At 40.4% G+C, this 13,282-nt stretch carries 10 protein-coding genes and 1 riboswitch; of the genes, 6 read left to right on the plus strand and 4 right to left on the minus strand.

Annotated elements, in window-relative coordinates:
- Positions 1–154 precede the first annotated feature (154 nt).
- The 3 genes from FNW02_RS26935 to FNW02_RS26945 all read right to left on the minus strand — a co-directional run bounded on the left by FNW02_RS26935 (position 155) and on the right by FNW02_RS26945 (position 3,841).
- Positions 155–325 (minus strand): hypothetical protein, encoded by a 171-nt coding sequence (locus FNW02_RS26935; RefSeq protein ID WP_191760552.1) that lies wholly within the window; start codon positions 323–325, stop codon positions 155–157.
- Between the two features lie 54 nt (positions 326–379).
- On the minus strand, positions 380–1,942 hold the full coding sequence (locus tag FNW02_RS26940; protein WP_191760553.1) for a phytoene desaturase family protein: 1,563 nt from the start codon (positions 1,940–1,942) through the stop codon (positions 380–382).
- Between the two features lie 624 nt (positions 1,943–2,566).
- Positions 2,567–3,841 carry a glycosyltransferase gene (locus FNW02_RS26945; RefSeq protein WP_191760554.1) on the minus strand — a complete coding sequence of 425 codons (1,275 nt, stop codon included), beginning with the start codon at positions 3,839–3,841 and terminating at the stop codon, positions 2,567–2,569.
- A 161-nt stretch (positions 3,842–4,002) separates the two neighbouring features.
- Positions 4,003–4,186, minus strand: a riboswitch (cyclic di-AMP (ydaO/yuaA leader).
- A gap of 335 nt (positions 4,187–4,521) precedes the next feature.
- Here FNW02_RS26945 and FNW02_RS26950 point away from each other — a divergent pair.
- Together FNW02_RS26950 and bicA are read left to right on the plus strand one after the other, a co-directional pair.
- Entirely contained in the window at positions 4,522–5,469 is a 948-nt protein-coding gene (locus FNW02_RS26950) for a 50S ribosomal protein L11 methyltransferase (protein WP_191760555.1), read from the plus strand.
- 773 nt (positions 5,470–6,242) lie between these two features.
- Positions 6,243–7,967 (plus strand): bicarbonate transporter BicA, encoded by a 1,725-nt coding sequence (bicA, locus tag FNW02_RS26955; protein WP_191760556.1) that lies wholly within the window; start codon positions 6,243–6,245, stop codon positions 7,965–7,967.
- Positions 7,968–8,126: 159 nt separating this feature from the next.
- Here bicA and FNW02_RS26960 read toward each other — a convergent pair whose 3' ends face one another.
- Complete coding sequence (locus FNW02_RS26960) at positions 8,127–8,828, minus strand: TIGR02117 family protein (protein WP_191760557.1); 702 nt, start codon at positions 8,826–8,828, stop codon at positions 8,127–8,129.
- Between the two features lie 43 nt (positions 8,829–8,871).
- Between FNW02_RS26960 and FNW02_RS26965 the strand changes: the two genes are divergently transcribed.
- The 4 genes from FNW02_RS26965 (at position 8,872) to FNW02_RS26980 (ending at position 13,234) form a co-directional block, all read left to right on the plus strand.
- Positions 8,872–9,816, plus strand: coding sequence for a lipid kinase (locus FNW02_RS26965; RefSeq protein WP_225225922.1), 945 nt, complete (start codon positions 8,872–8,874; stop codon positions 9,814–9,816).
- 100 nt (positions 9,817–9,916) lie between these two features.
- Positions 9,917–11,098: a low temperature requirement protein A gene (locus FNW02_RS26970; protein WP_191760558.1), complete on the plus strand. Its 1,182-nt coding sequence runs from the start codon at positions 9,917–9,919 to the stop codon at positions 11,096–11,098.
- 338 nt (positions 11,099–11,436) lie between these two features.
- Complete coding sequence (locus FNW02_RS26975) at positions 11,437–12,198, plus strand: class I SAM-dependent methyltransferase (protein ID WP_191760559.1); 762 nt, start codon at positions 11,437–11,439, stop codon at positions 12,196–12,198.
- A gap of 73 nt (positions 12,199–12,271) precedes the next feature.
- Positions 12,272–13,234 (plus strand): hypothetical protein, encoded by a 963-nt coding sequence (locus tag FNW02_RS26980; protein ID WP_191760560.1) that lies wholly within the window; start codon positions 12,272–12,274, stop codon positions 13,232–13,234.
- The last annotated feature ends 48 nt before the right edge of the window (positions 13,235–13,282 follow it).

Here is a 13,282-nt window from a genome sequence, read left to right on the forward strand (position 1 = left end):
CTTGGGAGAAAGAACGCAATCAAAAAAAAGCCAGCGTCTATTGGGGTTTTAAAACCAAGGATGCACGTAAAAAAATGCAGCGTTTATATCCGAGCATTTAACCTAGCAAAATTGCCTTGGCAGACTACTAGGCACAGAGGCTTAATGGCTTTTACTAAATAGCGATCGCTATCATGAATAAATATCTTGTATAAATGCCTAAATTGTGATATTTAGCAAAGCTAAGCATAGGAGTGGGATTAATTCCTGCGTAACTAAGGCGTAGCTTGCAAATCTTGTAGGGGTATTCTCCACCGCGTTCCGTACCACTCAAATAAGAAAGCATTCAAGCATTTTGAGAAAGCAAAATGCTTGAATGCTTATTGAATTGCCAAGATTTTTAACTAACTGCTGCTAAAGGCTGAGGTGTTTCAGATTTCCGCCACACTGATTGCCCTGTTAGGAGTTCTGCTACATCCATACCATTGCCAATTACACCAGGTACGCTAGGATAACCAGCACTCGCTCCTACAAAAAATAGGTTAGGCAACTCTGTCGTGTATCCTAGGCGATTTAAACCAACCTGTTTGGGCACTAATTTTGCACCATAAATATTACCCTGCGGTTGACCTAAATAAAACTCGCTGGTAGTGGGTGTGCCATAAACTTTCATCCGGGCGTAGTTGTCTATGTCTGGAATCAAATCCCGCACGCTAGTCATTATCTGCTGATAAACTTCTCGCTTTTTGGCTTTATACCCTTTTGGGTTAGTTTTGTGCAGCTGTTCAAAAGGTTCATAAGGGCAGACAGTGGCAATTTCTAGGACATGATGCCCCTCTGGCCCCATCCCTGGTTCGCTGGATTTCATCGTCGGACAAGAGAGGAAAATCCACGGGTGGTTGAGATCACCTTGCAATTGTTGTTGATATTCTTTGTTCAAGTCACCTGTCGGATAATACCAAATATTCCAGTTACCGATGCCATAGCTTTGGGGATCGAAGCGGTTATCTAAACCCAGGTATATATTGAAAGCACTGGCTGAATATTCGTATTTAGTGAGACGTTGACGCTCTTTGTAACTCAAAGCTTCTGGATCATGCATTAACTCTACTGTTAATTTGGGGTCGAGGTCGCTGATATAAGCTTTGCTGGCGCGGTAGATTATACCATCGGCAAGTATGCTGTGAACAGTGTGGTTACTAACTTGTATATGGTTAACTGAGGTTGAGTACTTAACGACACCTCCACCTGATGTAATTGCCTCAACAATACTGTCAACAAAGTGTTTGAAGTGATGTTTTGGATAGTAAGCACCTTCTGAGTAGTCCCAAACAAGAGAAGTGTGGGTGAGTAGCGCAATTTCTTGCGGTGGTAATGCATAGTCGCCACTTTGCCCCGCCAGCAATGCTTGCAGTTTGGGCGACAATCCAACATAGTTATACAAATCTTGTAAAGTCCAAGTTCGTTTCCAAAATAAATTTAAATATTTTGGCAACTTCAACCAGTCAGAAAACTTCTGATCAAACCAGCGTACTTCTCGCACTAGGTTACGAATTTCTTGATGAAGTTGCTGAATTTCGTGACAGTATCGATTGATAGCATCAGTCTCTTCTGGAAATGTGGAGAGTAAACGCGATCGCAGATTCTCCCATCCCAAGGGAATTTTAAAATCTGCCTGTGGTGTGATGACTCGATCAATGCAGTCTGGATCAAGACTATTAAAGGGAACGTCCTGATGAATATAGTCGAGAAATTGCCCTATGGTTTGATGAGCACCACATTGAGAAATATAATGCACGTCAGCACAAAAGCTGTATTCGCCATAATCAAAAGTGTGACAGCATCCACCAGGTAAGTAATGTTGCTCTAGAACTGCTACGCGGTAGCCTTGTCGGGTTAAACAAGCTGCGGTCGAAAGTCCACCTAGTCCGGCTCCCAGAATCACATAATCGAAGATTTCCATCTCAGCCTCCTCTAGCAATTTGATTTCTGTTTATCGGTGATCTGGTTCTTCATCACCGTTTTTTATGCGTATAAATGCCAAAACCTTCAGCAGATCTTCATCTAGAACACCAATTCAGCGAAAAACCGATTATTTCGTAGAGACATTGTAATGAAACGTCTCTACAATCAACGAAAATTGGTCGTTTTACCGAAAAGAAATCGGGTTTTGCAATTACTGAATCAATGCTCTAGCTTTGAAATTTTCAATCAATGAAAATAAAGCAGACCAACCTGAAGGAGAAAGTGTAAGGATTTTCATCGGTATCAAGGCAATTCTGCCAAAACCGAATTTTTTAATAATTTAGCTACGGCAATTTTTTGCCAACACAAATTAGCTAAGATTTAGATGCCCAGAAAGATGTTTAAGTTTATGGCGAACTAACTGCAATTCTTAATAAAATGCAGCTAGATTATAAGGACATATATGACTTTAAGTCCTTTATCTTCACCCTTTATTTATTTAGCTTATCGAAGCTTGAAAAATTTGTTTGCCAATATTTGCTTTTTTTAACATGAACGATCACAAGAGCCCCGACTTCTTTGAGAAGTCGGGGCTCTGGGGAGAGGGATCTTATTTTATTATTTAAGCTGCAATACGTGGCCGGCTCTTGGGTGTTGGTGCGGTCTGAGCTAGCAGATGAGTGTATAGCTGAGTCAGTCTCGATGCCACACTATACCAACTAAAGGCAATTTCTGTCCGTTGCCGAGCAGCTTCACCCAACTGATCTCGCCAAGCTGGATTAAGGAGAATACGATCTATGGCAGCCGCAAAAGCTACTTCATCTTTGGGGGGCGCAAGTAACCCTGTGATTTCAGGTACGACTGTAAATTGTAACCCGCCAACATTACTAGCTACAACTGGTGTCTTACTAGCCATTGCTTCAATAGTGACTAAACCAAAGGGTTCATAATGGCTGGGTACTACGCAGACATCAGCAGCAGCGTAGTAAAAGGGAAGAATATTATCATCTAAGCGACCAGAAAAGGTTGTGCAATCTTCTAGCCCAAGTTCTGCGACAATACTGGCAATGCGATCGCGTTCAATTCCATCACTCTGACCTGGACGGCTACCACCACCAATTACTAATTGGAGGTTAGCCTCACCCCTTAAACTAGATTTGGCAATGGCTCTTACTAAGGTTTCAATCCCTTTACGCCGATCAAAACGACCAACGTAGAGAACCATCTTGGCATCCTGTGCAATTCCTAGTTTTTCCCGTGCAGCAGACCGCTGAATTCCTCCAAATTTATCAATATCTGTACCACAGGGAATCATTTCAATTTGTCCCTTAGCGGAAACGAGTATTTGCATGTCCTTCTGCTCTTGTGGACTAGTCGCAACCACCCGGTCTACAGTCTCCAAGCAGGCTTGTTCTACAGCTAATCGCTGGGTAGCAATTAAGGGGACATCACTAATACTTCTATATTTGACCGCTCCTAGAGAGTGATAAGTATGTACTTGAATCAGCGGTTGCAGCTTTTTCAATTCCATACCTACCCAAGATGATAACCAGTAGTTGCTATGAATTAGGGAGTACCAAAATCCTTCGCGCTGCTGGAATTGTTGAAATTCTTCGATAAATTCAGGTAGATAGTCGAACAGGTTATCTCGCCCGATGAATTCAGCTGGGCCAGCTTTCAACCGAATAGTACGACAGTTGGAGCTATGTTGAACGATCGCAGCTTGCTCAGGACTACTGCGACGCGTAAACATATCTACTTGCCAACCTTGCTGGGCTAGTGCATAACCGACTTGACGCACATACACATTTTGTCCCCCAGCTTCTTCCTGGCCGATTTCAACAGCAGGATCACCATCAACAGAAATGAAGGCAATGCGGTGTTTTTTTTGAAACATAGTCAAGTTTTACCTCAAGGCAACTAATCCTGTCTCTGACGCCATAAATCAAGCTAAATATTAGCTTTTCTTTAAGACTGAGCGCAGACATAACGAAGCGTAAAGTTACCAGCCAAGGACACTAACGAGAACAAAGCATTACTTGTTAGAATGCTGCTCGTTCAATCTCCTCTCAATGCCGACGAAGTTAGCTGACGGGCTAGGACTGAGAGATGTCCTTCTTGGAAAGAATGAGGTCTGAAGTTTGAAGTTTGTGCTTCTTACTTTAGTCCTGATCTTTATTTGCAGATATGCCCCAAACTTGGTTCCTCCGTTCCAGCTGACTCTCGTAAACAAATGTTTACTGGGGAAGAGAGCGGATTAGGCAGACTGATTTACATTTCTTCAGACTCTAACTTGTAACTAGAACTACGTCAACAGTATGAACAAAAATAGTGTAATTGCGATTACTTTTATTTCCACTGGTAGAATACTTATTTCTTTGGTCAGCAAGGGTTTGGTAGGCTGCTAAAGTAGATTTTGTTACTTGATATTTTAGTTGAAAGAAGCGATCGCCTAATCCCAAAAAGTAGGTTCAAGTATCAGTTAGGATTGTAAAACTGTCTGTCATCGGTAAACTTTTCACTCTTGCGGTCAGTATTTGTTTTATAGCGATAGCAGCTACGCCAGAGGAAAAAAATATGCAGTGGATAGAATTAAGTCTCGATACAACAAACGAGGCGGTTGATTGGGTCTGTACACTAGTTGCTGAAACTATCAATATTGATGATGTTCAGATCACAGAATATGCTGAATTAAACCAAGCTCAGTGGACGTTTACAATTCGCTTATATCTGGCTTATGATGTCCATTCACGGGCACGTGTAGAAAAAATTATTAATTTACTATCGCCTTTACACCGTACGGGATTAGCAACGGCAATACAAACTACTGTAGTTGATCAAAAGCCTACAAACGCAGACATACTCAACCCGCCTGTGCATCGGATTGGGAAACGATTCGTTGTGCTAACTCCTGATGCACTTTATCAATCTCAAGCAGCAGACGAAATAACTTTGAGATTGAAGACAACCCTGTCCTTTGGCAGTGGTTTACACCCAGCAACCATTGTTAGCCTGCAAATGCTTGAGCGGTACGTCTTACCGACGATGAATGTTCTTGATTTGGGATCAGGTTCAGGTATTTTAAGTGTTGCGATCGCCAAGCTAGGAGCAAATGTCTTAGCATTAGACAACGACAGTATTGCTGTGGATGCAACTCAGGACGCTGTGTATCTTAACGGCGTAGAGCAACAGGTAACAGTGACCAAAGGAAGTCTGGGATGTGGAAGCGACTTAGGGCATTGGATGGGTGGAGATACCATCGACAATGTCCCAAAAATCGAGGCTAGAAATAAATTTGACCTCATCGTTGCCAATATCCTTGCACGGATGCATATCGCCCTTGCTAATGATTTTCAGCGTGCGCTGCGTCAGACTGATGCACACCCAGGACTACTGATTACAGCCGGTTTTACTACGGATAATGAGGACAATGTTGCTAAGGCATTAACAGAGGTTGGATTTGAGTTAGTCGGTTGTGAACGATTAAACGAATGGGTCGCACTTACCCATCGCTTGAAAGTATAGCGACTTATAGCGATTTTCGTCGTATCCTACTGTTGAGCAACGTAAATCATCGTGATGGCATTAATTGTGATTGGTAGTATTCTGTACGTTAAACAACAACGTTGGTTATAGCCTCATGTCTAACCCTGTCAATGTGTAGCATTCCACATTTGATGTTATTCGTGCTTTTGTGGTGACAACAATTCATTTCATAAACCACAAAGATACAAAGACACAAAGTAAAATCATTTATTAATCGCACCGATAAAGCTAAAGCAGATTTTTCACCATCTTGACAGGGATGACCTCATGTCCTATGTCCACGACAAATGCATCCTTAGCGATCGCACTAGTGTAAAACTAACCATAGATTAAAATTGATGGTTATTGTAAGTTTGCTCTAATGTATCAATCATAAAACTATGGAACTGTCAAAACATATAAACTTTTCTCTATGATTGCAATTCAATAACGATAAAAGCATAATTAACAATATTGGCTTGAAAAGCTGTAAGCTAATTTAAACATCCCAATGAATGATGGTTATAAAGAAAGCTTGCAATTTAGATAAGTATTTATAACCAAATTTTTAATTTGTACTTTGCCCTAACTTTCTCTACTGAGATTTGGACTATGGCACACCATGTATAAAGGCGCGATCGCCTTTAGCACTGTAAGAAACTTGTGTTTTTTTTGCAGAAATCTTCGTAGGCATAAAAAATGAAATTTACTCAAAGTAGATCGCATTTTTTCTAAATCAATATGTTTACGTTTTTGTTTTTAAATACCCCAATATGTCATTGACCAACACTATCCATTTTAGAAACTTACGAGGCGATTTATTTGGTGGTTTAACTGCCGCGATCGTTTCCTTGCCCCTGGCGTTGGCGTTCGGTGTTGCTTCTGGTGCTGGGCCCGTAGCGGGTCTTTACGGTGCTGTTTGTGTTGGCTTTTTTGCCGCACTATTTGGGGGAACACCAACTCTAATTTCTGAACCAACTGGGCCGATGACCGTAGTCATGACTGCAATTGTCAGTTCAATGACTGCAAATAACCCAGAGAATGGTTTAGCAATGGCATTTACTGTAGTCATGCTCGCCGGGATATTTCAAATCTTCTTTGGAATATTTAAGCTGGGTAAATATATTACCCTCATGCCCTACAGCGTGATTTCCGGCTTTATGTCTGGGATTGGCGTAATTCTAATCATCTTACAAATTGCGCCTTTTGTCGGGCAGCCAAATCCTAAAGGTGGCGTACTTGGAATGGTACAAAATCTACCCAATCTGTTAGCAAATATAAATCCTGTCGAAACAGTTTTGGGACTTTTGACCTTGGCAATCATTTTCTTAATGCCATCCAAAATTAAACGCTTTGCTCCACCGCAATTAGTCGCATTAATAGTAGTAACTGTAGTTTCTCTTGTCTTCTTCGGAAACGTTGAAATTAGACGAATTGGCGAAATCCCGATGGGGTTGCCAAAATTGCAAATGCCCACCTTCAGTGCATCCCAAATCACTGTGATGATTGTTGATGGCGCGATGTTGGGGCTGTTGGGTTGTATTGATACCTTGCTAACAGCAGTGATTGCCGATAGTTTGACTCGTACCGAACATAAATCTGATAAAGAATTGATTGGTCAAGGTATCGGGAACTTAGTATCAGGTTTGTGTGGTGGACTACCTGGTGCTGGTGCAACAATGGGAACGGTGGTTAATATCCAGACTGGTGCTAAAACGGCTTTATCTGGACTAACTCGTGCCTTAATCTTACTAATTGTAGTTTTGTGGGCTGCGGGTCTAACTCGAAGCATTCCCATGGCAGTTTTGGCTGGTATTGCCCTCAAAGTTGGGATTGACATTCTGGACTGGAGCTTTTTGAAACGCGCTCATAAAGTATCCTTGAAGGGCGCAATTATTATGTACGGTGTATTGTTCCTCACCGTATTTGTTGATTTGATTGTTGCCGTCGGTGTGGGAGTTTTCATTGCCAACATCTTGACTATCGAACGTCTTTCCCAGTTACAGTCTCATGACGTGAAGACGATTACCGATGCTGATGATGCAATTGTCTTGAACAATGAAGAGAAACAATTGCTAGATCAAGCTAATGGACGCATCCTGCTATTTTACTTGAGTGGGCCGATGATCTTTGGAGTTTCTAAAGCGATCGCTCGTGAGCATTCAGCAATGGCAGATTCCGACGTGCTAATTTTGGATCTAAGCGATGTACCCATGTTGGGCGTGACTGCTTCACTAGCGATCGAAAATGCTATCAAAGATGCCCATGATCAAGGTCGTCAGGTATTGATAGTTGGTGCAGCTGGCAAGGTCAAACAGCGCTTAGAAAAGTTTGGGATTTTGAAATTTGTACCCCAACATCACTTCTTTGCAAATCGTGTAGAGGCACTCAAGCAAGCTGTTTCTTTAGTTAATCCTCATGCAGTTGCAAATGCTACTAACACTAGCGAATATTCCTCTCAAGTGAATGATACTGACACCTACGGCTATCAAGCTTAATCAAAACGTAGGAGGGTATTAACACTTTTTGCATAAGTCTAATTACCTCTGTTGAAGTCTCAAAATATAGTTGAAAGGGAGAGGGGAAAAACAAGCATTTTCCCTTTTTTATTTTTTCAATCCTATTAATCATAGTTTGACTTCACACTGTACTTGGCATTAATCACAACTACTTCTCAAGTGCCACATGATAGCAAAAGACAGTCCATCCCATAAAGGAGTATTAGCATTAGCTTTTCTCAAACCTTCTGCTGTCCAAGAATTACAAGTTTTTAATATTGAGTAACTGCCATTTGCTGCATAAAACCCTGTATTTTTGGTGTGACCATCACCAAGACGAATTTTGCTACCTTTGGCATCTACTTTAAAACTAGCTTGGATAAATTCCATTAATCGCAAATAATCTGTTTGATTAACTTTAATACATTTTACTTCTAAATAATTAGGTATTGATTGATAAACTTTGACATCCATAACAGAAGGAGTTGGTAAAAATAGTGCCTTGAAAGTTGTAGATAATTTTAGATCGGTTATAGAAGGGGTTGACATATAAAAATCACGATCTCCCCAACCAAAACTTAAATAATTGTAATTATTAATCGTATCTCTACCTATCTTATCTATCAAAATATTCTGATACCAATCAAAAACATGATTTTTGATTGGCACTATAATATTAGAATGAATACCCGTATTAGAAATACAAATATTTAAATTACAGTGTTTTTGTGAGTAATTACCCCATTTTTTAGGTATTAACACACCGATAGCTAATAAAGCTAAACTAGAGAAAACAAAACTAAAAAAGAAGCGGCCACAAAAAAACAAGCCTTGACGAACTGAATTATTATTAACTCGCATAACAGCCTAAACACTTTTTTATAGTAAATTCCAAGCAGAGTCTATGGATGCAGATAATTGGACATTTAAACTACAAAGGGCACTACCCATAAGTTCCCGCGCACTGCTGTTAGTAAATCGTCACGCCCGCCAAGGACAAAAGAGTTTGTCAGAAGCGATCAATTATCTTAAGACACTGGGCTTTAGTGTAATTGAGGAGTCTATAGAAGACCCAAAACATCTTTCTGAAGTTATAGTTCAATATCAGCAGCAAGTTGACTTGGTAATTATTGGTGGTGGAGATGGTACTCTTAATGCCGCAGTAGATGCTTTAGTTGATACCCAATTACCCTTGGGAATCTTGCCTTTGGGAACTGCAAACGACCTAGCGAGGACTTTGGGAATCCCGAACTCTCTACCCGAAGCTTGCAAAATTATTGCCTATGGAGATTTGCGACGCATCGATTTAGGATGGGTAAACGGCAAGCACTTTTTCAACGTTGCCAGTTTAGGGCTAAGTGTGAAAATTACCCAGCGACTTACCAAAGAAGTCAAACGCCGTTGGGGAATATTCGCTTACGCCGCCACTGCATTGCAAGTAATTTGGGAAGCACGACCTTTTAGTGCGGAGATTGTGCTCAATAGTAAATCGCTTCGTGTCAAAACTGTACAAATTGCCGTGGGTAATGGTCGTTATTACGGTGGTGGGATGGCAGTAGCTCCTGATGCCACAATAGACGACCAAAGGCTAGATCTTTATAGCTTGGAGATTAAGCATTGGTGGCAGATTATACTATTACTACCTGCAATGCGACAAGGGCGACATATACATTGGCGGGGTGTCCGCGCCCTACAGGGACAAGAAATAGAGGTTTATACACGTAAACCTCGTCCGATAAATACCGATGGCGAAATTACTACTTATACTCCTGCCCATTTCCGAGTTATACCTAAAGCGATAGCTGTTCTAGTGCCTCCAGAAGAAACCAATATAGTTAATGGTCAATAGTCAAGGGTCAAACCAGTTCGCTGCGGGGCTGCGCTAACGCTATATAGCCAATTGCTGACCGCTAATGGTAAAAAACAATTAGTGATTAGCAATTAGCACTATGACTAATTTTCTGCAACCACCAAGGTTACGCATTGGTGAAAACAGCGAAGAAGAACGACGCGCCACTTGGCTGGAACTTTTTTATGATTTGGTGTTTGTGGTTGCAGTCTCTCAACTTGCCCACAATTTAACTGAGGATATTTCTCTATCAGGATTGTTTGGGTTTGTAGCTCTATTTATACCCGTTTGGTGGTCATGGATTGGCACGACATTTTATGCCAATCGCTTTGACAGCGATGATATAATACGCCGATTGCTTGTTGGTCTGCACATGCTGACGGCTGCGGCGATGGCTATCAACATCCACCACGGCTTAGGCGAGAGTTCCGCTGGTTTTGCCCTTTCCTATGCTCTTGGTCGTGTTGTGCTGATTGTCGAATATATTCGTGCGGGAATGCACATACCTTCAGCGCGTCCTTTAACTACTCGCTATGCTATGGGTTTTGCGATCGCAGCCTTTCTTTGGCTAGTATCGGTATTGTTACCCATTCCTTGGCGATTCGCACTCTGGACACTAGGAGTCATCATTGACTTTGCCACACCCCTGACAGCACGTAAGTTCCAACTAGGGTTACTTCCCCACGCCTCCCACTTACCAGAACGTTTTGGGTTGTTTACCATGATTGTTTTGGGTGAAGCAATTATTGCGGTTGTTAAAGGTGTATCTGAACAAAAATGGGATTTTTTAACAGTAATTTCTGCTGTATTTGGTCTAATTATCGCTTTTAGCTTGTGGTGGGTTTATTTTGATAATTTAGGTGGCACACCCATTCAAACGGCGCGAGAAAATGGACGAGTTGGTGTTGTCAATCTCTGGCTCTACACGCATTTACCGCTAGTGATTGGGATTGCTGCGACTGGAGTCGGCGTAGAACACATCTTGTTGAGTAAATCGGGATTAGCACTACCCGATCCGCAGCGATGGCTTATCTGTGGTGCAGTTGCATTATGCTCGCTAGCCCTCGGCATTCTCCACCGATTTGGGGTAATTCGCTATTGCAAAATCCGCTCCCAGTATAGACTTTGGGGGGCAGTTTTGCTAGTGGCGATCGCCATCTTTGGCAAAGGTTTATTACCCGTTACAGTCATCGCCTTTGTAGCTGTAGTTGCTGTTGTGCAAGTTGTTCAAGATTTATACCAAAGCCGTCCCACTACTCGCTTAGTCGATCCAGAAATTTAGTTTCTTTATTAAATAGAAAACGCTTTATAGCTTGTAGTTGACGTTATCTTTGCTAAAACGCCAACTACTAAATTTAATTTACTTATACCTACCTGCCTATCAAACAATAGGGTTCATTTAAGAAGAATAGTAGTAGTCTGTTGCAAAAGTTTCGAGAGGTTCGTAGTAAGCACTTTAGTGCTGAAAAAATTAAGGACTAAAGTCCTTATTACAAACACGTATGATTATTAAAATCAATGAGACAGACCACTAGTCTATTAGTTATTTTGTAACCAGTATAGTATTTTTGCTTACCTGCAAAAGAGTCTTTAAGTATACTAAATAGTATGAGGTATTATATGACATCTCTTCCTGACTACAAAAATGATCCTGAAGCTTACGAAATTGAAGAACGCTCTCGTCCAGACGAAATGCTCATGCTTGAGGTTGCTGGCGAAATGGCGATAGAATCACTTGAAAATATCCATAATGTCGCTGTACTTGATTTGTGTTGTGGTACAGGGCTTTCTTTGGAACGTATTATTAATCATCCAAATATCTCGTGTGCTGTAGGCGTGGATATCTGCCAACCATACCTAGACTTTGCCAAAATAAAATACAAACAACATAGATTAAAACCAACTTTTATCCTTGGCGATGCCGTATCAGTTAGACTTCCACGTGAGCAATGGGATGTGATCATGTTGGCATCAGCTTATCATCATATCGAACATGAAAGAAAGGTTGAATTCTTAAATCGTGTACACTACCTTCTTGATAATTCTGGCTATGCAATCATTGCAGAAAATGTTTTGCCGGAATATGAAGAAAGTAACACTAAAGAATATGCTCATGCTGTTAAACAGTTTTACACTGAAGTTCTAAATACTGCAAAACAACAAAATCCTAACCTTCCTGACTATGTAGCGAATCTAATCAAAAGAGTAGCTCAGTATGGTTATGATGGAGACTATGAATATAAAGTTTCTCTGTCGCTGCTACTAAAAGATTTAGCTAAAGCTAGACTTCAGATTGTTACACAAAAGCGTGTTTGGCCTAAAGATGAATCCAAATTGGGTAAAACAGGTGGTAATTACGTTTTTAAAGTATGCTGCTTGTGAAAAGTATACTAATTTAGTATACGCAAAATCCCATAAATCAGACCTTAAGTGAAGACTCTCAAAGGATAAAAGAATGGATAGTTCCTTAAAAAGAAACATTGCTTTTGCTTTTATTGGCGCATTGTTTTCTTTCATTTTAACGTTAAGTAGTACAGCATCTATAGCGCCCTCAGAACAGCTACACAAAATTATCTTACCTGCTATTATCTCAATTCCTCCAGGTTTAATTGCTGGATTGCTTTTTGCTTTCATTCAAACTTATCAAGAAACGCTAATAGAATATAAACAAGAAGTTAGGGGATTAACTAAAATTCTTGATAAGAATGAAAAACATCTTGAACAAATTTATGATTTTCTTGATGCAGCAAAATCTAGCTTAAATCATTATGCTACTGTCAGGGGATTGCTGATTGCGAGTAAAACTCACAGATATTTAGTAGAAAGCTTCATTGAAAAAGCGGTAGGACATCCTTGCTATATACCAAGAGCTTCTGAAGATGACTTCTACGAAATACTAACCTTGGGTATTAGAGCATCATCTAGAAGCTGGTGTGCAATTCACCAAGGACAGATTAGCAAGTTAGGTTTCAACCCTATTGATAACGAGGGAGAATTTTACTTTTCCTCCTTAAGAAATTCTGATTCTCATATTGATAAAAAAAGAATAATTATTCTTAATAAAGATGAACAAAAAGAGCTAATAAATCCCGATATTATGAAAGCATTTTGGGATAAGACAGGTAGAGACATCCCATCTTACTGGATTAGCGATGATTATTTCTACAATTTAACTAGACTAAGCCGGGATATCAGAGTAGATGATTGTTCTCTGCATGATGATGAGGTACTTCTTCATTATCATCGAGAAAATAAGTTAATTATGTTAGCTTTTGAAGATAGTAGAGATCCTATTTGGAGCGCGGTGAAGAAACTTTTTCAAAGGTTGGATACCTTAGAGAATAGAAAAAGTTCGGAATTTAATCATATTACTCAACAGCAGATTGATAATTTAATAAATCAACAAAATTCTCCCTAAAAAAATCTAATTAAGGTAGTGTAAATTACCATAGCTCAATTTTTTTGA

It is taken from the genome of Komarekiella delphini-convector SJRDD-AB1, from assembly GCF_014831675.1.
Classification (GTDB): Bacteria; Cyanobacteriota; Cyanobacteriia; order Cyanobacteriales; family Nostocaceae; genus Komarekiella.